This is a genomic window from Methylobacterium sp. FF17 (assembly GCF_025813715.1).
In the GTDB taxonomy this organism is placed as follows: domain Bacteria; phylum Pseudomonadota; class Alphaproteobacteria; order Rhizobiales; family Beijerinckiaceae; genus Methylobacterium; species Methylobacterium flocculans.
In genome coordinates, this window is sequence record NZ_CP107532.1 from 944,219 (window position 1) to 965,649 (window position 21,431).

General features: G+C 70.9%; 16 protein-coding genes. 13 read left to right on the forward strand and 3 right to left on the reverse strand.

Translation table 11 applies throughout. The features are described 5' to 3' along the window. Positions 1-39: 39 nt before the first annotated feature. Positions 40-1,230, reverse strand: a complete 1,191-nt coding sequence (locus OF380_RS04240) for a lytic transglycosylase domain-containing protein (RefSeq protein ID WP_404810597.1) — start codon at positions 1,228-1,230, stop codon at positions 40-42. Positions 1,231-1,548: 318 nt separating this feature from the next. Between OF380_RS04240 and OF380_RS04245 the strand changes: the two genes are divergently transcribed. Genes OF380_RS04245 through OF380_RS04295 form a run of 11 tightly spaced genes read left to right on the forward strand, consistent with a single transcriptional unit; the run spans position 1,549 to position 13,435 of the window. Next, positions 1,549-2,742 carry an inositol-3-phosphate synthase gene (locus OF380_RS04245; RefSeq protein ID WP_264049543.1) on the forward strand — a complete coding sequence of 398 codons (1,194 nt, stop codon included), beginning with the start codon at positions 1,549-1,551 and terminating at the stop codon, positions 2,740-2,742. Continuing rightward, positions 2,742-3,665, forward strand: a complete 924-nt coding sequence (locus OF380_RS04250) for an HD domain-containing protein (protein WP_264049544.1) — start codon at positions 2,742-2,744, stop codon at positions 3,663-3,665. Before OF380_RS04245 ends, OF380_RS04250 begins: the two co-directional genes overlap by 1 nt. A 31-nt stretch (positions 3,666-3,696) precedes the next feature. Continuing rightward, positions 3,697-4,878, forward strand: a complete 1,182-nt coding sequence (locus tag OF380_RS04255; RefSeq protein WP_264049545.1) for a class I SAM-dependent methyltransferase — start codon at positions 3,697-3,699, stop codon at positions 4,876-4,878. Further along, positions 4,878-5,879 (forward strand): Gfo/Idh/MocA family protein, encoded by a 1,002-nt coding sequence (locus OF380_RS04260; protein WP_264051180.1) that lies wholly within the window; start codon positions 4,878-4,880, stop codon positions 5,877-5,879. Before OF380_RS04255 ends, OF380_RS04260 begins: the two co-directional genes overlap by 1 nt. 19 nt (positions 5,880-5,898) lie before the next feature. Further along, positions 5,899-7,488 carry a YcaO-like family protein gene (locus tag OF380_RS04265; RefSeq protein WP_264049547.1) on the forward strand — a complete coding sequence of 530 codons (1,590 nt, stop codon included), beginning with the start codon at positions 5,899-5,901 and terminating at the stop codon, positions 7,486-7,488. Continuing rightward, positions 7,485-8,330: a sugar phosphate isomerase/epimerase family protein gene (locus OF380_RS04270; RefSeq protein ID WP_264049548.1), complete on the forward strand. Its 846-nt coding sequence runs from the start codon at positions 7,485-7,487 to the stop codon at positions 8,328-8,330. The genes OF380_RS04265 and OF380_RS04270 overlap by 4 nt, the downstream gene beginning before the upstream one ends. After that, positions 8,327-9,550, forward strand: a complete 1,224-nt coding sequence (locus tag OF380_RS04275) for a glycosyltransferase family 4 protein (protein ID WP_264049549.1) — start codon at positions 8,327-8,329, stop codon at positions 9,548-9,550. Before OF380_RS04270 ends, OF380_RS04275 begins: the two co-directional genes overlap by 4 nt. A 4-nt stretch (positions 9,551-9,554) precedes the next feature. Then, on the forward strand, positions 9,555-10,316 hold the full coding sequence (locus OF380_RS04280) for a PIG-L deacetylase family protein (RefSeq protein WP_264049550.1): 762 nt from the start codon (positions 9,555-9,557) through the stop codon (positions 10,314-10,316). Then, positions 10,306-11,010 carry a uracil-DNA glycosylase gene (locus OF380_RS04285; protein ID WP_264049551.1) on the forward strand — a complete coding sequence of 235 codons (705 nt, stop codon included), beginning with the start codon at positions 10,306-10,308 and terminating at the stop codon, positions 11,008-11,010. Before OF380_RS04280 ends, OF380_RS04285 begins: the two co-directional genes overlap by 11 nt. 57 nt (positions 11,011-11,067) lie before the next feature. Next, a complete protein-coding gene (locus OF380_RS04290) occupies positions 11,068-12,111 on the forward strand; it encodes a lysylphosphatidylglycerol synthase domain-containing protein (protein WP_264049552.1) in 1,044 nt (347 codons plus the stop codon). A gap of 43 nt (positions 12,112-12,154) precedes the next feature. Continuing rightward, the gene (locus OF380_RS04295; protein WP_264049553.1) at positions 12,155-13,435 is read left to right on the forward strand and encodes an ATP-binding protein; all 1,281 of its coding nucleotides are present in this window, start codon (positions 12,155-12,157) and stop codon (positions 13,433-13,435) included. Between the two features lie 27 nt (positions 13,436-13,462). Here the strand turns inward: OF380_RS04295 and OF380_RS04300 are convergent, their stop codons facing one another. Then, positions 13,463-14,956: an AMP nucleosidase gene (locus OF380_RS04300; RefSeq protein WP_404810535.1), complete on the reverse strand. Its 1,494-nt coding sequence runs from the start codon at positions 14,954-14,956 to the stop codon at positions 13,463-13,465. 263 nt (positions 14,957-15,219) lie between these two features. Here OF380_RS04300 and OF380_RS04305 point away from each other — a divergent pair, with 263 nt between their 5' ends. Both OF380_RS04305 and tsaA read left to right on the forward strand, forming a co-directional pair. After that, positions 15,220-17,601: a bifunctional diguanylate cyclase/phosphodiesterase gene (locus tag OF380_RS04305; protein WP_264049554.1), complete on the forward strand. Its 2,382-nt coding sequence runs from the start codon at positions 15,220-15,222 to the stop codon at positions 17,599-17,601. A gap of 72 nt (positions 17,602-17,673) precedes the next feature. Next, entirely contained in the window at positions 17,674-18,174 is a 501-nt protein-coding gene (gene tsaA, locus OF380_RS04310) for a tRNA (N6-threonylcarbamoyladenosine(37)-N6)-methyltransferase TrmO (protein WP_264049555.1), read from the forward strand. Positions 18,175-18,285: 111 nt separating this feature from the next. Here the strand turns inward: tsaA and OF380_RS04315 are convergent, their stop codons facing one another. Beyond that, a complete protein-coding gene (locus OF380_RS04315) occupies positions 18,286-21,399 on the reverse strand; it encodes an efflux RND transporter permease subunit (RefSeq protein WP_264049556.1) in 3,114 nt (1,037 codons plus the stop codon). Positions 21,400-21,431: the final 32 nt, after the last annotated feature.

Below are 21,431 nucleotides of genomic sequence, written 5' to 3' on the forward strand. Positions count from 1 at the left end.
TGACCGGTTCCGGGCGCCTGGCGCGGCAGGCCAAGGCCCCTACTCCACCGGGTCGAGCGCCTCGGTCACGTGGACGCGCTTGGGCGCGACCTCCACCGGAGCCGGCTCGGACGCGGTCTCGATCTCCGAGAGCATGACCTCGGACTTCAGGTCCGGCGGCGCCAGGGCGACCACGCCCTCGTAACGGTCGAGGCGACGGTCGATCATGCCGCCGATCTTCTCGCGCACCTCGGCGACCGTGAGGCTGCGCCGGCCCTTGCCGGCCTTCTCGGTGAACAGGCTGCGATTGGCCCGCGCCGCCGCCTTGAAGACCTGCCGGGCGGGCTGGTCCGGCTTCTCGGCGGTCAGGGTCAGGAAGCGCCCGGCGCTGGCCGTGCCGAGGAAATGCGCGAAGTAGAGTTCCGCCGTGGAGAGGTCGCGCCCGATGCGCTGCTCGATCCGGCCCTTGTCGCGGTTGATGAGTTCCCCCGCCATGAGGGCGGCGACGTAGGGGTCCTGGCGCAGGCGCAGCACGCGGGTGCGCGTCGCCTCGTCGGGGATCGTGATGGCGCCGCCGCGCCCCTTCACCGCCGCCGCCTCGTCGGCCAGCCCGTGCCTGGCGCCGTAGGTGCGGATGAGTTCGAGCCAGGTGCCGGACAGGAACTGGAACAGCCCCTCGGCGGAGGAGGTCGCGGCCTTCACCGTCGTGGAGAAGCTCGATTCCTTGTCGGCCAGCGCCATCATGTAGACCGGATCGACGCCGGTCTCGGCGGCGGCCCGCAGGATGGTGTCCACGATGTCCCGGGGCACCGCCATGTCGCCGAAGCGCAGGCGCTCGGCACCGGAGGCGTCGCGACTCGGGGCGAGGTTCGCCAGGTTCGCCTCGATCAGCGCCAGGGTGGCGGGTTGTTGATCGACCACGGGAACCCCGGCCCAATCGGACGCGTTAGGCGTCTCAGTGAGGGCGGAGCCCTGAGCACGCGCGAGGCTCTGGGCCGTACCGGCGCGCTCGTCGATCCGGTCATGCGCGGCGGCCGCGGGTGCCAGGGCGTTCTGTGGCAGGGCGGCTCCCAGGATGGATCCCGCGAGCAGGGTCGCCAAGCTGCGGCGACGGAAGGCGGCGAAGTTCCGGCGCGTCCTGCGTCCGGTCCGGGGCAGCCACGCCACGGTCTCGACTGTGTTGAAGGTCCCGTTGGGCACGAGACGGCTCACGTCGTCGGCGCAGGGCGCCGGCTCCGGGAAAACCCCCATCATTGGTCCTTGTTCGTACCGCTGCCTTCGTGGGCGCGGCTTCGTTTTCATTTCTGTCCGGCGGTGTCTCGCCGCTCGCTGTGACCAGAATGGGACAGCGGCGTGATTCAACGATGGCAGCCTTAACGATGGGTTAAGGCTCTGGATTCACGCATTTTTAACGGTCCGTTCGGGCAGCGTTCAGTCGCACCGCGTCAAAAAGGCCGTCCGGCCAGGGTTGGAACGCAGCCCCGGCGGACCAGTTATTGGGACCTGAGCAAGACGGCCTCCGCGTTGGTTAGGGGTCGCGTTCGGCCCAAAGAAGGAAGTCGTTTTCCAATGAGCATGCAGACCGGTCGCCGAGTCGGCGTTGCCTTCGTTGGCATGGGTGGCGCCGTCGCCACCACCGCCATCGCAGGCATCGAGATGATCAAATCCGGATCGAACCGCCTCGACGGCTTGCCCCTGGCGGGCGTGTCCGTAGCCGGCATGGCCGACTACAAGGACCTCGTCTTCGGCGGTTGGGACCTCAACGACGACGACCTCGCCTCGGCCGCCACCGGCCACGGCGTCCTCACCGCCCAGGACATCGAGAACGGCGCCCAGGTCCTGAAGGGCATCAAGCCCTGGCCGGCCGTCGGCAGCGCCAAGTTCTGCAAGAACATCGAGGGCGCCAACCGCATCGTCGCGAAGGATCACCGCGAGGCGGTCTCGGTCATCGCCAACGACCTCCGGCGCTTCAAGGCCGAGAGCAACCTCGACGAAGTCGTGGTCATCAACCTCGCCTCCACCGAGCGCTGGCCCGACCTTTCGGCCGCCGTGCTGAACTCCTCGGCCGCTTTCGAGAAGGGTCTCGACAGCAGCGACGAGTCGATCAGCCCGGCGATGCTCTACGCCTATGCGGCGATCAAGAGCGGCGTGCCCTACGCCAACTTCACGCCCAGCGTCGCGGCGGACGTGCCGGCGCTCCTCGAACTCGCCAAGGACCTCAACGTCCCGGTGGCGGGCAAGGACGGCAAGACCGGCCAGACCATGATGAAGACGGTGCTGGCCCCGGCCCTCAAGGCCCGCGCCCTGCACGTGGACGGCTGGTTCTCCACCAACATCCTCGGCAACCGTGACGGCCTCGCGCTCAACGACAAGGACTCGCTCCAGTCGAAGCTCAACACCAAGGGCACGGTGCTCGACTCGATCCTCGGCTACCCGGTCGAGGACCACCTCGTGCACATCCACTATTACCGCCCGCGCGGCGACGACAAGGAAGCCTGGGACAACATCGACGTCACCGGGTTCCTGGGTCAGCGCATGCAGATCAAGGTCAACTTCCTCTGCAAGGACTCGATCCTGGCCGCCCCCCTCGTGATTGAGATCGCCCGTGTGCTCGACCTCGCCAAGAAGCGTGGCGACGGCGGCCCCCAGGAGCAGCTCTCGAGCTTCTTCAAGGCCCCGATGGTGAAGAACGGCCACGGCCCCGAGCATGATTTCGGCAAGCAGCAGACGATGCTGCTCGATTGGCTCGGCGGCACGCACTGATGTCGTCGCAGACGGAGGGCGCCGGTCCCGCGGCCCCGCTGGCGCTTCGCGCCCTCCTCGTCGAGGTCAACGACCTCAAGCGCGTGCATGCGGCCGGGCGCATCGGCTCGATCGCCGAGCGCCTGTTCGCGCAAGGCTGGGGCGCCCTCACGGGGGGCGCCGCGCCGGAGGCGGTGGCCCTCGACATCACCGCCAAGGCGCTCGCCGCCGCCCGCCTCTGCGACCTCGACGCGGCCTTCCTGGCCGCCGCCGGGCTCGATGAGCGGGCCGCGGCCGACGTGCTCGTCTCGGGGCTCGATGCCGTCGCCGACAGCGTCGACCCCGCCCTTCGGGACCGCCTGCGGGCGGCCCTGCGCCAGCCGGCGTCGTTCGTGCCGGGCCCCTTGCCCGGCTTCGTCGCCGCCCTGGCGCATCAGCCCCGCGCCGGCGTCACCTGCCCGGGCAAGCCCCGCATCCTGCTGGAGCCGCCTGAGAACCACGCCGAGCACTGCCTCATGGTGGCGGTGTATGGTGTCGTGCTGAGCCCGTTCTACCGGGCCGACCCCACGCAGGTCTTCCTCGCCGCCATGGCGCACCACTTCCACAACGCCGCGATGCCGGATGCCGGCTTCACCGGCGAGATGCTGCTCGGCGACCACCTCCTGCCGATCATGGCGCGCACCACGCAATGGGCGCTCGACGAACTCGACCCCGCCCTGCGGGAGACGGTCGAACGGGCGCGGGCCGTGCTGCCGGACGACGCCACGGCGGAGGGCCGCGCCTTCCACGCCGCCGACTGCATCGACCGCGTGCTCCAGATCGCCCAGCACCTGCGCGCTGCGAGCCTGACCATGGACACGGTGCTCCACGAGATGGAACTCGTGCATGCCGGTCCGGTGAAGGGGTTTCACGACCGGGTGCTCAACGACATGCAGATCCCGTGATCCCCCCTCGCACGCGCGGGGCCGACGCGTCATGATCCCCTTCGACCTGCGCTCGCCGGAGACCGGCGAGCCCCTCAAAGCCGACACCCCGCACTCGCTGCGCGAGGCGAGGAGCGGCGCGCGCTGGCCGGTGATCGACGGCATTCCCTACCTGCGCATCAACCGCGCCGATCTGGTCACGCGGACCCTCCGCCTGCTCGATACGGGTCAGGCGGGTCTGGCCCTCGAAGGCCTGCTCGCCGACCAGGACGATTGGTGGACCGGTCCGCCAGCCGACCCCCTCGACCTGCACGAACTCGTGCGCGAGCGCGACACGCGCTCCCTGCGCGACGCCGTGCGTCTCCTCGGCTGGGGCCGGGTCGGCGACTATTTCCTGCACCGCTGGAGCGACCCGACCTTCCTCGCCGGCCTGACGCTGCTCGAGGCGCATTGGAACGATCCCGTCTGCGTCTTCGAGTTCGCCTGCGGCATCGGTCAGTACCTGCGCGAATTCCAGATGCGGGGCATCAAGGTCTCGGGCGCCGACGTGGTCTTCGCCAAGCTCTGGGTGGCCCGGCACTGGGTGGTGGGCAAGTCGGCGCAGCTCGTCTGCTTCGACGCCGGCTCGGCCCATTGGCCGATCCCCGGCGCGCCGGTGGACCTCGTGGTCTGCAACGATGCCTTCTACTTCCTCGACCGGAAGGCCGAGGTGCTGGATTGCCTGCGCCAGAATGCCGGCGACGACGGCTGGCTCGCGGTGAGCCACATCCACAACAGCGACCGCCCCGGCTTCTCCGCCGGCCGCGCCGTCTCCGCCGCCGAGATCGAGGAGCTGTTTCCCGACGGCCTCGTCTACGACGACGACGACCTCACCGGTGCCCTGGTGGAGCGCCGCGCGCCCCATCCGCGCAGCCCGCACGATCTCAAGGGCGTCGAGGCCTTCTCGGTGGTGGCCGGCCCCGGCATGCGCCCGGCGCCCCGCGCCGTGATCGACGGCATCACCGTGCCGCGCCCGAAGCGGCTGCGCCTCAATCCCCTGTACGCTACCGAGGCGGGCGGCCGCCACGCCGTCAACTGGCCCTCCGAGCGCTACGAGGCCGAATACGCCGCCCGCGCCACCTACCCGCTGGCCTTCGTCGGGCCTGAGACCCTCGACTGGCAGGGCGCCCTCGACGCGCCGGAGGCCGCCCGGGTGCGCGACCGGACCTATCTCGACCTGCCGGAGCGCTGGTGATGGAGCCGGTGCGCTGGGGCATCGTCGGCTACGGCTGGGTCGCGCGCGACTACATGGCGCCGGGCATTCGTGACGCCGGCCACCGCCTCGTCGCGGTCGCCGATCCGGGCGAGGCCTCCCGCGCGGCGGCCGAGGCCGAGGGCGCCCGGGCCTACGCGCATCTCGCCGATCTCGTGAACGACCGAGAGGTGGAGGCGGTCTACGTCGCGACCCCGAACCACCTCCACCGCGAGGCGATCGAGGCGCTCGCCGGCTCCGGCAAGGCGATCCTGTGCGAGAAGCCCATGGCGGCCTCGCTCTCCGACGCCGAGGCCATGGTGGCGGCGCTGTCCGGGGGCGAGACCTTCTACGGCACCGCCTTCGACCAGCGCCATCATCCCGCGCACCGGGCCATGCGCGCCGCCATCCGCGACGGCCGCCTCGGCACCGTGACGGCGATCCGCATCGTCTATGCCTGCTGGCTGCCGCGCGCCTGGACCTCCTTCGCGGGCCAGGACAACTGGCGCATCGACCCGGCCAAGGCCGGCGGCGGCGCCCTGATGGACCTCGCCCCGCACGGCCTCGACCTCGTCGACTTCCTCCTCGACGAATCGATCCACGATCTCGCGGCGCTGACCCAGGCGCGGGCGCAGGACTACGCCGTCGACGACGGCGCGCTCCTCATCGGGCGCACCCCGTCCGGCGTGCTCGCCAACCTGCACGTCGCCTACAATTGCCCGGACGCCCTGCCCCGCCGCCGCCTCGAAGTGACCGGCACGAAAGGCCTGCTCACCGCCATCGACACGATGGGCCAGGTGGCGGGCGGCACGCTGTCGTTCACCGACGGGTCAACCGGCGCGTCGGACACTCTGCCCTTCGACGGGGAGGCCTCGCCCTTCCTCGAACAGGTGAAGGCCTTCGGCTCGGCGCTGCGCCGGCCGGAGGAGCGCGAGGCCTACAGTGCGGCCCGCGACCTTCACACCATGCGCTTGCTGGCCCGCGCCTACGCCGCGTTGCCCTGAGGAACGGAACACCACGACCGTGAACGAGCAGGACCAGGACGACCGCGCCCGCCACAGCCGGATCAAGGCGCCGCGCACCTACACCTACGGCGCCCCCCGCCGGATCGAGGGCCTGCCGTCCGCGCTGCCGGAGCCGGTGCGCGCCTACCTCGACATCCTGCCCGAGGGCCGCATCGTCGGCTTCCCCCTGGCGCCCCTGGACCGCACCGGCATCCCGGTCTGGTTCGTGTCGCTGTTCCTCGACGATCCGTTCTTCGTCGGCGCGATGCCGAGCGGGATCGGCTACGGCGCCACCGACGACGAGGCCATCATCGGCGCGGTGGCGGAGATCGCCGAGAACCTGATGCCGTCGCTCGCCGTGATGCCGCGCAAGAAGGAGCGCGCCAGCTACGACGACCTCGTGCGGGTCTACGGGGCGAACGCGGTGGCCGATCCCCTCACCCTGTGCCTGCCGGCCGGCAGCCCGGTCGGGCGCGGCACCGTTCTCGAATGGACGCCGAGCCTCCGCGCCCGCACCGGCGAGACGGTGCTGATGCCGCTCGACATCGCCGCCACCGACTATTTCGAGCTGTCGGAGGGCTACAAGCCCTTCACCAACCTCATCACCAACGGCCTCGGGGCCGGGCCGGACGTGCCCTTCGCCCTCGGCCACGGGCTGCTCGAACTCCTGCAACGCGACGGCAACGGCCTGCTGTTCCGCGCCCTCGACCAGGGCGTGGTGCTCGATCTCTCGGAGGGCCTCGGCCCCGAAACACGGGGCATGCTCGACCGGCTGGACTCCCTCGGGATCAAGGCCCTGCCGAAATTCGCCACCGACCAGTTCGGCCTGACCAACCTCTACGTCGTCGGCCACGACCGCAATCTCGCGGATACGCCGGTGCCGATCGCGCTCTCGGCCTGCGGCGAGGCCTGCGACCCGGACCGCGAGCGGGCCCTGCGCAAGGCGCTCCTCGAATTCCAGGCCGCCCGCGTGCGCAAGGCCTTCGGCCACGGGCCGCTGGCCTTTGCCGAGCGGGTCACGCCCCCCGGCTACGTCAAGGCGTTCATCGACAAGGCCCTGCCGAGCCTCGACCTGGAGGAGAGCCGCGCCCTCAAGGCCATGCTCGAATGGATCGTGCAGCCCCCCGAGGGCATCGCCGCCACCTTGCGCGACACGGTCTATTCCGAGCGCACCACCAAGCGTTTCTCGGACCTGCCGACCACCGAGGCGCCGGACGGCCATGCCCGCGGGCGCATCGCCCGCGAGCGCCTGGAGCAGGCCGGATTCGACGTGCTCTACGTCGATTGTTCACCGCCGGGCGGCAGCGTCGGCGTGGTCAAGGCCATCGTGCCGGGGCTCGAGGTCGAGACCATGAGCTACCACCGCATCGGCGAACGCAACGCGCGCAAGCTCCTCGAGCGCGACCATCCGTTGATCCGCTTCGGCGAGGCCACCGACACCCTCAAGCCCGTGCGCCTGACCCCGGAGGCCATCGAGCGCTTCGGCGGACAGCCGCTCTTCGACACCGCGCTCGCCGACCGGATCGTCGGTTCGCATTACCCGCTCTACCGCGAGCCGGAATCGCACCACGCCCCGTTCCGCCTCGAACAGCAGGGCCGCGCCGCATGAGCCTGCGCTTTGCCTACAACACCAACGGCACCGCCCATCATCGCCTGGACGACGCGATCGACCTGATCGCGGAGGCCGGCTACCAGGGCGTCGCGCTGACCCTCGACATCCATCACCTCGACCCCTTCGCGGAGAACTGGCTGGCGGAAGCCCAGCGCGTGTCGAGCCGCCTGCAGCGCCTCGGCCTCGGCTCGGTGATCGAGACCGGCGCCCGCTTCCTCCTCGACCCCAAGGCCAAGCACGAGCCCACCCTGGTGAGCGGCGACGCCGCCGGCCGGGCTCGGCGCATCGGCTTCCTCAAGCGTGCCATCGACATCGGCGCGATCCTGCATTCGGAAGCCGTCTCGTTCTGGGCCGGGGTGCCGAAGCCCGGCATCGACGGGCTGGCTGCGCAGGGCTGGCTGCGCGACGGGCTGACCGAGGTCGTCGCCTACGCCGCCGAGCGGAACGTGGTCGCCTGCCTGGAGCCCGAGCCCGGCATGCTGATCGAAACCCTGGATGACTACGCCGCCCTCGACATCCCCAGCCTCAGGCTCGCCCTCGACACCGGCCACTGCCTGGTCACCGGCGAACGCGACCCGGCGGCGGCGGTGGGCGAATTCGCCGATCGCCTCGGCACCGTGGCCCTGGAGGACATGGCGCGCGGCGTCCACGTCCACCTGCCCTTCGGCGAGGGCGACATGGACGTCCCCTCCGTGCTGAACGCCCTCGAGGCGATCCACTTCGACAAGCTGATCTGCGTCGAACTCTCCCGCGAGAGCCACCGGGCCGACCTCATGGTGCCGGCTTCGCTGAAGTACCTGCGCGACTGCCGCAACCCGAACCCGGAGGCCTCCGCGTGAGAATCTGCTTCGTCTCGCGCCGCTACTTTCCGGCGATCTCCGGCATGAGCGTCTATGCGCAGAACCTGCTGCGCGAACTGGTCGAGGCCGGTCACGACGTGACGATGATCTCCCAGTATCGCGGCGATGCCTTCGGCACCCGCGTGTATGGCGGTGGCCCGCCCCCCGTCGTTCCGGGCGTCACCGTGATCGGCCTCGAACAGCTCGGCGAGCAGGAGAGCGGCGACTTCGAGCGCGACATCGACACGATGGTGGCGACCATCGAGGCCGAACACGCGAAGAAGCCCTTCGACATCCTGCACGCGCAGTACGGCTACCCGACCGGCTGGGCGACGCTGCTGGCCTCGCGAACCATCGGCGTGCCGAACGTGGTCTCGATCCAGGGCGGGGACGGCCACTGGGTCGGCTCCTGCTGCGAGACCCACCGGGTCGCCATGTGCGAGGTGCTGGCCCATGCCAACGCCCTGCTGATCGGCGGCGCCTCCTTCGTCGGGGAAGTCTGCGACCGGCTGGGATCGGACCCCAAGCGCTTCACCATCGTGCCCGGCGCCGTCGACACCGCGCGCTTCACCCCCGGTCGAAGGGGGCATTCCGGCCCGGTGCGCTTGTTCTATCACGGCCGGGTCGACCGCCGGAAAGGCGTGCTCGACTTCATCGACGCGCTGGGGCTCCTGCGCGCCCGCGCCATCCCGTTCGAAGCCACGATCTCCGGGATCGGGCCGGACGTGGAATCCTCCAAGGCCCGCGCCGCCGAACTGAACTTTTCGGACGAGGCGATCCGCTTCACCGGCTACGCCGATTACGACACCGTGCCGGACCTCTACCGGGCGGCGGACGTGTTCGTGTCGCCGACCTACGCGGAGGGCTTCTCCAATACCATCCTGGAGGCGATGGCGACGGGCCTCGCGGTGGTCTCGACCCATTCGGTGGGCGTCTCCGACTGCCTGCGCGACGGCGAGAACGGACTCCTGGTCCAGCCCGGAGACGTGGCCGCCCTGGCGGACGCCCTGGCCCGGGTGATCGAGGACGAGCCCCTGCGCCGGCGCCTCGCCGAGGATGGTCTCGCCGAGTGCCGCCGGGTCTATTCCTGGCGCGCGGTGGGGCGCCAGATCATGGACGTGTACGGCAGCGTCGCCAACGAGCGCCCGGCGAGCGACTTCGCCGCGAGCCTGCCGCACGACCCCGCCTGCCGCTTCCGCGCCGAACCGCACCTGCTCTGAACGCATGCCGACCGCGCTCGCCCTCTCGCCCCATCTCGACGATGCCGCCTTCTCCTGCGGCGGGCTGCTGCACGGGCTGGCGCGGGACGGTTGGCGGGTGGTGATGGCGACCCTGTTCACCGCCTCGGTGAACCGGCCCAGCGGCTTCGCCCTCGCCTGCCAGACCGACAAGGGCCTGGGTGCCGAGGTCGATTACATGCGCCTGCGCCGGGCCGAGGACGACGCGGCAGCCCGGGCCCTCGGGGTCACGGCGCGACACCTGCCCTTTCGTGAGGCTCCGCACCGCGGCTACGGTTCGGCGCCGGCGCTGTTCGAGGCGGTCCGGGCCGACGACGGTATCGTCCCCGGGCTGACGGCGGCGATCGGCGACCTCCTGGCCGAGCTCCGGCCCGACCTCCTGCTCGCGCCCCAGGCGGTGGGCGGGCACGTGGACCACGTGCAGGTCGTGCGCGCCATCGACGCCGCCGCACCGCACGCGCCGATCCTGTGGTGGCGCGACTTCCCCTACACGGTGCGCGACCGGACCCCGAAGGAGCCGCTGCGGGACCGTTTCGCCGATCTGGCCGACGCAGAATGTCGGTTCGGGCCGGAGGGCCAGGCCGCCAAGGGCGCGGCCTGCGCGGCCTATGCCACGCAGCTCGGGTTCCAGTTCGGCGGTCCCGAGGGCCTCGCGGCGCGCCTGTCCGTGGAAGGCGGGGTCGAGCGCTTCCGCCGCGAGGGCGATCTGCCCGAGGGACTTGGGCGCATCCTCGCCGATGTCGGCTGAGCCGGCCGTTCCGAAGAGCCTGCGGGACCCCGACGCCCTCGCCGCACGAAGGGCCCTCCTGGATCGTCCGCACATCGCCCCGATCCGCGCGCTGGCACGCCGGATCGCCGAGGCGCAGGACGCCGAGGTGCCGGATCCCGACCCCCTCGATGGCGGGGTCGAGGCCCGCCTGCTCCTGCTCCTGGAGACCCCGGGGCCGGCGATCCGGGGCACCGGCTTCGTCTCGCGCGACAACCCCACCGGCACCGCCGCCAACCTGTTCCGGTTTCTGGCCGAGGCGGGCTTGGCGCGCCGCGAGACCCTGATCTGGAACACGATTCCGTGGGTGATCCACGCGCCCGGCGCCCGGAACCGGCCTCCGCGCCGGTCCGAGGTGACACGGGCGCTGCCCTGCCTCGCGCCGCTCCTCGCCTGCCTGCCGCACCTGCGCGTCGTGGTGCTCTCCGGGCGCGTCGCGGGCCTGCTGCAGGGGGAGCTGAAGGCCCTGCGGCCGGACCTGCCCGTGGTGGCGATCCCGCATCCGAGCCCTACCTACGTGTGCACCGCGCCGGAGGTGGCGAGCCGGATTCGCACCGGCTTGGCCCTGGCGGCTGCGTGCATCGCCGGTGGGCATTGCGGTGCGATTGCTGGCAATTGCCCGTCGATGCCCCTAAATGCGGGCGACGGGCCGCGGTCCGGCACAAGCTCGGGTTGAACCCTGCCGGCGGCGAAGCCGAGCGCGGGCAGTCCAGCGGAGGCGGACGCCGACACGATGAATTTTGCGGGACAGCAGAAGCAGATCGAGACCGCCGAGGCGCTCGCGCCGGGCGACGCCTCGGGCGTGTCGCCGGATGTGGTGACGGAGGCCCCGGCCTCCGGCCTGCGCAGCCGCTATGCCTGGCTCGGCACGATCGCCAGCCTCGTGATCTTCGCAGGCTCGCTGTTCGTCCTCTGGAAGCTCGTCCAGAGCGTGACCTGGGCCGAGATGCACGCGGCCTTCACCGCCGCCACGGGCGAGCAGCTCGGCCTCGCCCTGCTGTTCGTCGCCATCAGCTATCTCTTCCTCACCTGCTACGACGCCCTGGCGCTGCGGCAGCTCAAGCTCAAGGTCCCCTACCGGACGACGGCGCTCGCCTCGTTCACGAGCTACGCGGTGAGCTTCACCCTCGGCTTCCCGCTGCTCACCGCGGGGACGATCCGCTACTGGATCTATTCCAGCAAGGGCCTGTCGGCGGCCAAGATCGCGGCGCTCACCGTCATCGCGGGCTTCACCTTCTGGCTCGGCATGGGCGTGGTCCTGGGCTTGAGCCTCGTGGCGGAGGCGGGCCAGCTCGCCGCCCTCACCTTCACCAGCATCGCGTTGAACCAGGGCGTCGGCTTCGGGGCGCTGCTCGCCGTGGTGGCCTACCTGCTCTGGGTCTCGCTCAAGCGCCGCCACGTGCGGGTGAGGAGCTGGCGCCTCGAACTGCCCGGCGCCTCGGTGTCCCTGAGCCAGATGGTGGTGGGCATCGGCGATGTCTGCGCGGCCGCCGCCACGCTCTACGTGCTCCTGCCGGCGGGCACCTCCATCGGCTTCACAACCTTCGTGGCGATCTACGTGCTCGCCGCCATGCTGGGCATCGCCTCGAACGCGCCGGGCGGGATCGGGGTGTTCGAGGCGACCATCCTGCTCGCCCTCTCCAGCCTGCCCCGCGACCAGGTGCTCGGCTCGCTGCTGCTGTTCCGGGTCTGCTACTACCTCGTTCCCTTTGTCATCGCACTGGTCATGCTCACGGTGTACGAGGTCGCCAAGCGCGCGCGGGCCGCCCGGGCCTGACCCACAGGTCCGACGCGCGCGCATCCTCCCGGGGACATTGCCCATGGCACGCGGCGCGCGCCGATCGGCCTGGATCGCCGCCGCCGTCACGGCGGGAGCGGTCGGCCTGTTCTCCACCGGATTTCGAACCCTCGACGGGCCGCTCCTGGCGGCGCTGGCCCTCGCCGCCGCCCTCGGCGGCTTCGTCGGGAGCCTCGGTCGCGCCCGCATCGTGCGCGCGCCGGAGAGCGCGGCCGCCACCCGCCATTCGGTCGCGGAGGCGCTGCTCGCCAACATTCCCGACCCGGTCATCCTGGTCGACCGGCGCGCCGTGGTCATTGAGGTCAACCCGGCCGCGCGCGCGCTGCTGCCCGCCCTGAAGCTGCGCCACCCCCTCTCCTTCGCCCTGCGCGCGCCCGAGATCCTCGACGGGATCGAGGAGGTGCTGCGCACCGGCGCGCCCTTGAAGACCCTCTACGCCACCCGCGTTCCCACCGAGCGGGCCTTCGAGGTCCAGGTCGGCGCCCTGCCGATGCCGGACGGCCCGGCCGGGGGCCAGCCGAACGTGGTCCTGTTCCTGCGCGACCTCACCTCGGCCCGGCGGCTGGAGGCGATGCGGGTGGATTTCGTCGCCAATGCCAGCCACGAGTTGCGCACGCCCCTCGCCTCGCTGCTCGGCTTCATCGAGACCCTGGAGGGTCCGGCGCGCAACGACCCGCCCGCCCGCGAGCGCTTCCTCGGCATCATGAAGAGCCAGGCCCAGCGCATGGCGCGGCTCGTGGACGATCTGCTGTCGCTCTCGCGGATCGAGCTGCGCGAGCACGTGCCCCCGAAGCGGCCCGTGGACCTGACCCGCATCGCCCGCCAGATGGTCGACACCCAGGGGCCGCTCGCCCGGTCGCGCGGCGTCACCCTCACCCTCGACGCGCAGGGCCCCCATCCGATCCTCGGCGAGCGCGACGAGTTGCTGCGCGTGGTCGAGAACCTGATCGAGAACGGGGTGAAGTACGGCGGCGGCGGCGGTCTCGTCGCGGTCTCCCTCGCCCGCCACACCGATGCGGGCACGGGCCGGACCGGCGTGACCCTGGCGGTGCGCGACGAAGGGCCGGGCATCGCCGCCGAGCACATCCCGCGCCTGACCGAACGCTTCTACCGGGTGGACGTCGCCTCCAGCCGCGACCAGGGCGGCACCGGCCTCGGCCTCGCCATCGTCAAGCACATCGTCAACCGCCACCGGGGCCGCCTCGTCATCGTGAGCGTCCCCGACGAGGGCACCACCGTGCGGGCCGTGTTCCCGGCGTATCAGGCGGTCGACGGGGCCGAGGCGGAGATCGAGCCAGCCTGAGCCGCGACGCCCCCGCCGGTTCCGGCGTCAGCGGAACGGCGGCTCGTCGAAGCTGCGCAGCTTGCGCGAATGCAGGCCGTGGCGCTCGGCGCGCAGGTTGTCGAGGGCGGCGAGCCCGATGAGCAGGTGCTCGGCCACCGCGCGCTCGTAGAAGGCGTTGGCGGAGCCCGGCAGCTTGATCTCGCCGTGGAGCGGCTTGTCGGAGACGCAGAGCAGGGTGCCGTAGGGGACGCGCAGGCGGTAGCCCTGGGCCGCGATGGTGCCGCTCTCCATGTCGACGCCGATGGCGCGGGAGAGATTGATGCGGCGGCGCTCCTGGGAGAAGCGCAGTTCCCAGTTGCGGTCGTCGTAGGTCACCACCGTGCCGGTGCGCAGGCGGCGCTTGAGGGCCTCGCTGCGCTCCCCCGTGATGTGCGCGGCCGCCGCCTGGAGGGCGAGTTGCACCTCGGCCAGCGCCGGCACCGGCACGTCGGGGGGCACGAGCTCGTCGAGGATGCGGTCGCGCCGCAGGTAGCCGTGGGCGAGCACGTAGTCGCCGATGGTCTGCGACTGGCGCAGGCCCCCGCAATGCCCCACCATCAGCCAGCAATGCGGGCGCAGGACCGCGAGATGGTCGGTGATCGTCTTCGCGTTCGAGGGGCCGACGCCGATATTCACCAGGGTGGTGCCCTGCTGGCTGCCGTCGGGCCCACGCGCCACGAGGTGGTAGGCGGGCATCTGCGACTTGTGCCAGGGCGAGGCGGCGAGCAGGGCCGCCGGGTCGACGCTGGCCGCCTCGGCCGCCGTGACCGAGACGCCGCCCGGCAGGATCATCCGCTCGAAGCCGTCGTCGCCCCGCGCGAGCCGTTCGAGCCCGTGGCGGATGAAGCCGTCGACGTAGCGGTGGTAGTTCGTCAGCAGGATCCAGGGCTGCACGTGGCGCCAGTCGCTGCCGGTGTAGTGCACGAGCCGCCGCAGGGAATAGTCGGACCGGATCGCGTCGAACAGCGCCAGCGGGCGCGGTACGTCGGGAAGCTCCTGCCAGAGCCCATCGGCGATCTCGTCGCCGACCACCGAGAGCAGCGGCACGGGGAAGTAGGTGGCGAGGTCGCGCGGGCTGACGCCGCTGCGCCCGAGATCGGCGCCGGGCTCGATCACGTACGGATAGGGGATCTCCTGCGCGCTCAGGCCCACCTCGAGGGTGGCGCCGTAATCGCGCACCAGGGGTCCGAGCTGTTCGAGCAGGTAGCCGCGGAAATGCGCCGGCTGGGTCACGGTCGTGGCGTAGGTGCCCGGCGCCTGGAACTTCGCGGTGGCGCGGGACACGCGCGGGATCGGCCCGGTCGGCTGATAGGTCACCCGCAGTTCCGGATAGCGGAACTGCAGCCGCTCGGTGGCGTCGGGGGGCGGCCCGCCGTCGAGGTAGCGCGCCAGCGCCGACCGCAGGGCCTCGATCGCCCCCGCATGCAGGGCAGCCAGCCGGTCCACGGCGGTCTCCGGGTCGGCCACGGATTCCATCGGTCGCAATTCGTCGCGGATCACGCGTCCTCCCGGTGAAAACCCTCGTCACCGCCCCGTCTACAACGACGCGCGCCGGGACGCGACCGTCGGGCGAGGCCGTCAGGTCTTGGGAAATCAGGGGCCCGGATCGAGCCGACAACACACCCGCTGACAAAGTTGGTGGATCACCTCAAGTCAGCGCCGCGATCACGTTAACCTATGCTACGCAGTCAAAGCTTCTCCTTCGGTGACCTCTCGATGTTCTTTTTACGGCAGCCAACGACCACAAGGGGAACATTCCGTTGATGCTTACAGTCATCGGTTGTTTTGCTGCCGACACCGATCCCTGGCTGCTCTCACTGGCGGTGCTCATCTGCGCCCTCGCGGCGAGCGCGACGATCGAATTGATGAACCACGCCCGGAAAACCGTGGGCGGCTGGCGCCGGGGCTGGGTCGCCATCGCGGCGCTCGCCGGCGGCTCCGGCATCTGGGCCACGCATTTCCTCGCGATGCTGTCGGCCAACGCGAATTTTCCAACAGGCTATGCCCCCGGCCAGACCCTGGTATCCCTCGCCCTCGCGGTCCTGCTCACCGGGGCCGGCCTCGCCACCGCGACGGCCTGGCGCGCCCGCCTCGCCCCGCCCCTCGGCGGCGCCATCCTCGGCCTCGGCATCGCGGCGATGCACTATACCGGCATGGCGGCCTACCGCTTCCCGGGCCACATGGTCTGGGATGCCGGCCTCGTCGCGCTCTCGGTCCTCGTCGCCACCGGGCTCGGCGCGGCCGCCCTGGGCATCGGCCTCGCCGGCGGCCGGGCCCGCGACCGCATCCTCGGCGTCGGGCTGCTGGTGGCGGCGATCTGCGGGCATCACGCGGTCGGCATGGTGGCTCTCACGCTCCAACCGGATCCCCGCGTGGCGGTGCCGGAGGAGACGGTGCAGCCGCTCTGGCTCGCCCTGCCGGTGGCCCTCGCGAGCCTGACGATCCTCCTGATGGCGGGCACCGCGCTCATCCTCGATATCCGGGATCGCCAGCGCACGATCTATCGCGAACGCCTGAAGAGCCTCGCCAACGCCGCCGTCGAAGGTCTGGTCATCTGCAACAATGGGCTCATCGTCAGCGCCAACGACAGCTTCGCCGCGCTGACCGGAACGGATGCACGGGCGCTGGCCGGCGCGGCGCTCGCCCGCTTCATCCCCGACCCCGCCACCCGGCGTGCCCTTGCCGCCCGGTCGGAGGATTCGATCGAGGGCACCCTGCGACGGGCGGACGGCACGGACCTGCCCGTCGAGCTGATCCAGCGGCCCGTCGCCTACGGACGCGCGCCGCACCTCGCCCTCGCGGTGCGCGACCTGACCGCCCGGCGGCGGGCGGAGCGGCAGATCCGCTTCCTGGCCGGGCACGACGTCCTGACCGGCCTGCCCAACCGGCAGAACTTCTACGAGAGCCTGGACCGGATGATCCGCCAGGCGGCCGCGTCCGGCGACCGGCTGGCGCTGCTGGCGATCAACCTCGACGGCTTCAAGGAGATCAACGACCTGTTCGGGCACGCCATCGGGGACGCCACCCTGGTCCGGGTCGCCGGCCTCCTCGGCGATCAGCTCGGCACCTCGCAGGTCGCGGCGCGCATCGCGGGCGACGAGTTCGCGGTGGTGACGCCCTGCGCCCACGCGGTCGCGGCCGGACGGCTCGCCGAGGAGATCCGCGCAGCGCTCTACGCCTCGGACGGCCTCACGGGGAGCGAGCCGCTGCCCGAAGCTACCATCGGCATCGCCCTGTTCCCCGACGATGCCGGCGACCGCAACGACCTCCTCAACGCGGCCGACACCGCCCTGGGCCTGGCGAAATCCGCAGGGCGGGGCAGCTACCGATTCTTCGAGGCCGCGATGGGTCGGGAGGTGCGCGAACGGCGCATCCTGGAGAAAGCCCTGCGCCTGGCGCTGGCGCAGGGCGAACTGCGCCTCGTCTACCAGCCGCAGGCCGAGATCCGTACCGGGCGGGTGATCGGTTTCGAGGCCCTGCTGCGCTGGCACCACCCCGTGCGCGGCCTGATTTCGCCCGGCCTGTTCATCCCCATCGCGGAGGAGAGCGGGCTCATTCAGGAGATCGGCGCCTGGGCGCTCGGCGAGGCCTGCCGGGAGGCGGCGAGCTGGACCGTGCCGCTGACCGTGGCGGTCAACGTCTCGGGGCTCCAGGTCCACGATTCCGGCTTCGCCCCCATCGTCCGGGCGATCCTGGCCGAGACCGGCCTCGATCCGGCCCGGCTCGAACTGGAGATCACCGAGACGGCCCTGATCCGCGATCCGGCGCGGGCCTCCGTCAACCTGCGCGAACTGAAGGCGCTCGGCCTGCGCATCGCCATGGACGATTTCGGGACCGGCTACTCCTCCCTGTCGAACCTGCGCCAGTTTCCCTTCGACGCGATCAAGATCGACGGATCGTTCATCGCGGCGGTGGATTCGAACCCGCAGGCCGCCGCCATCGCGCGCTCGGTGCTCGGCCTCGGCGCAGGGCTCGGCCTGCCGGTCATCGCCGAGGGCGTCGAGACCGCCGGGGAACTCGCCTTCCTCGCCGCCGAGAACTGCCATGCCGCGCAGGGCTACTATATCGGCCGCCCCGGGCCGATCGCCGGCTACGCGCGCCACACGCACGCTCCCATCGTGCGGGCCCGGACCGCGACCGGGTGAGGCGGCCTCGCTTGCTCCGCGCGCGCGATTGACGGACACCGGTGCCTTTCAGGCACGGGAGAAAGGTCGAGGATGAGCGACGCGACGGGACACCGCCCCGGCGAGGTGGCGGTCGCGCTGCCCGGGGCCCACGATGCCGGGCTCTACTTCATCGGCCGCATCCGCACGCCCTGGGCAACCCGGGGCGAGTGCCCGAAGAACGGCCTCCAGACCGAGGCGACCTGCACCCTCGTGGTGGACGACGCCTTCGCCGCGGGCCTCCAGAACGTCGAGGGGGCGAGCCACCTCATCGTGCTCTACTGGATGGACGAGGCCGCGCGCGACCTCGTGCTCCAGCGCCCGCGCCACGCGGAGGGCAGCCGGGGCACGTTCTCCCTGCGCTCGCCCGCGCGCCCCAATCCGATCGGCCTCTCGGTGGTGGCGCTTCTGGGCCGCGACGGTGCGACCCTCAGCGTGCGCGGCCTCGATTGCCGGGACGGCACGCCGCTGATCGACATCAAGCCCTACTACGCCAGCACGGATTCACGCCCCGGCGCGACGGTGGACCGGGCCGGGACGGCGAAGCCGGCGTAAGACGGCTTCCGGCTCGGATGCGGCTGACATTCCAAGCCGGGAAAACCAGCGCGGGTCCCCTCTCCATTCAGGAGAGGGCGCGCGCCCTGACCGCAGCAGCCGAGGCGCTCCTCACCCGGCGTGGGCCGGCGCCTCCGCGCCGTGCACTTTCCCATCCGCACCGTGCACCTGGCGCGGGGTCCCCTTCGGCGGCGCCTTGATCCGGTACCAGCCCACGTAGAGGGCGGGCAGGAAGAACAGGGTCAGGAAGGTCGCCGCCAGGATGCCGCCGATCATCGCATAGGCCATCGGCCCCCAGAACACCTCGCGGGCGATGGGCACGAGGCCGAAGCTGGCGGCGGCGGCCGTGAGCAGGATCGGGCGCATGCGGTGGCAGGTGGCGTCCACCACCGCGTCCCAGGGCGCCAGCCCATCGCGCTCGTACTCGTCGATCTGCGTCACCAGGATCACCGAGTTGCGCACGATGATGCCGATCAGCGCCAGCACGCCGAGGATGGCGACGAAGCCCATGGGCTTGTTGAACAGGAGCAGCGCCAGCGCGACACCGATGATCCCGAGCGGGGCCACGCTCGCCACCAGGAACAGCTTCTGGAAGCTCTGGAGCTGGATCATCAGGAACATCGCCATGGTGAGCAGCATCACCGGCGCGACGGCGGCGATCGGCCCCTGGCCCTTGGCGCTCTCCTCCACCGAGCCCCCCACCGCCAGGACGTAGCCGTCCGGCAGGCCCTTGCTGAACGCCTGGATCTGCGCGTCGAGCTGCTGCACCACGGTGGCGGGCTGGGTGTCGTCCGCGATCGAGGCCCGCACCGTGATGGTGGGCAGGCGGTCGCGTCGCCAGACGATGGGCTGCTCGAGCTCGTAGCCGATGGTGGCGAAGGCCAGCAGCGGGACCACGCTGCCGTTGGCCAGCGGAACCTGCAGGCTCTGGAGCGTGTCGGGGGAGTTGCGCTCCACGGCCTGGGCGCGGGCCACCACGTTGACGAGGTAGATCGAGTCCCGGACCTGGGTGATCGCGCGCCCGCCGACGATGCCGTTGAGGAGGCCGGCGATGTCCTCCGAGGTCACGCCGAGCTGGCGCGCCTTGTCCTGGATGATCTCGACCTTGAGCACCTTGCCGGGCTCGTTCCAGTCGAAGGTCGGCACGTCGAGATGCGGGTTGGCGCCCACGATGTTGCCGAGGGTGAGCGCGTGCGCCCGCAGGGTCTGCAGGTCGGGGCCGCTGAGGCGGTACTGGACCGGGCGCCCCACGGGGGGCCCGAGGTCGAGGGAGTGGATGAGGAAGTCGGTGCCGACGAACTGTTCGCGGGCGAGCTTTTCGAGCTTCACCTTCATGCGCTCGCGGGCCTCGATCGACTTCGTCTCGATGACGATCTGGCCGAAGAAGGCGTTGCCGAGCTGCTGGTCGAGGGGCAGGTAGAAGCGCACCGCGCCCTGGCCGACATAGGACGACCAGCGCACGATCTCGGGATCGCCCTGGAGCGTCGCCTCGAAGCGGTCCATCTGGCCCTTCGTCTCCGCGATGCTGGCATTCTGCGGCAGCGTCATGTCGACGAGCAGTTCCGGGCGGTCGGAGGCCGGGAAGAACTGCTGCTGCACGTGCCCCATGCCGACGATGGCCGCCGCCAGCATGCCGATGCAGGCGAGAACGGTGGTCCAGCGCCAGCGCATGGCGCCCAGCAGCATGGCGGTGAAGATCCGCATGGTGCGGCTCGGGGCGTCGTGGTCCTTGTGCTTCATCTTCGAGGACAGGAGCTTCACGCCGATGAGGGGCGCGAACAGCACCGCCACCACCCAGGAGACGAGGAGCGAGGCGGCGATGACCACGAACAGCGAGTAGGTGTACTCACCGGCCGAGGAGCCGTTGAAGCCGATGGGCAGGAAGCCCGCCACGGTGACGAGCGTGCCGGTGAGCATGGGGAAGGCGGTGGAGGTGTAGGCGAAGGTCGCGGCCTTCTTCAGGCTGTCGCCGACTTCCAGGCGCGCCACCATCATCTCGACCGTGATCATGGCGTCGTCGACGAGGAGACCCAGCGCGATGATGAGCGCGCCCAGCGAGATGCGCTGGAGCGTCACCCCCATGACCTGCATGACCACGAACACGATGGCGAGCACGAGCGGGATCGAGAGCGAGACCACGAGCCCCGCCCGCCAGCCCAGCGAGATGAAGCTGACCGCGAGCACGATGACCACCGCCTCCACCAGCGCCTTTGTGAAGCCGCCCACCGCCTCCTCCACGATCTTGGGCTGATCCGAGACGAGGTGGATGCCCACCCCCACCGGTAGCTCGCCCTCGAGCTTGCGCATGCGCTCCTTGAGGTCGTGGCCGAAGGTCAGGAGGTTGCCGGACGGCTGCATCGCGATGGCGAGGCCGATCGCCGGCTGGCCGTTGAACCGGAACAGGTCGGTCGGCGGATCGGTGAAGCCGCGCGAGATCTCGGCGACGTCCGAGAGGCGGAAGAAGCGGTCGTTCACCCGCAGGTTCACGGCCCGCAGGCTCTCCTCGTTGACGAACTGGCCGCCGACCCGGACGGAGACGCGCTCAGGGCCGGCCTGGATCACGCCGGAGGGCGTGATGGCGTTCTGCGCCTGCAGGGTCTTGATCACCGAGTTCGTGTCGAGGCCGAGCCCCGCGAGCTTGCGGGTGGAGAAGTCGAGGTAGATCACCTCGTCCTGCGCGCCGAGGAGCTGCATCTTGCCCGCGGACGGGACCTTCTTCACTTCGGCGCGGACCCGCTCCACGTAGTCGCGCAGCTGGCGCGGGGTCACGCCGTCGGCGGTGAAGGCGTAGACGTTGCCGAAGACGTCGCCGAACTCGTCGTTGAAGAACGGGCCCTGCATGCCCTGCGGGAAGGTGTTCTGGATGTCGCCGATGCGCTTGCGAACCTGGTAGAAGATCGCCGGGATCGTCTTCGGCGGCGTCGTCTCGCGCAATTGCACGAAGACGGTCGCCTGGCCCGGCGTGGTGTAGCTGCGGCTGAAATCGACGGCGTCGATCTGCTGCAGCTCCTTCTCGATCCGCTCCGTGACCTGATCGAGGGTGTCGCCGATGGTGGCGCCGGGCCAGCGCGCCTGCACGATCATGGTCTTGATGGCGAAGGGCGGGTCCTCCTCGCGGCCGAGCCGCTCGTAGGCCAGGAACCCGGCCAGCACCGAGATCAGCATGAGGAACCAGACGAAGGAGCGATGCTCCAGGGCCCATTCGGACAGATTGAAGGACTTCACGGGATTGGCTCTCGCCTCGACGGGGTGGCGAC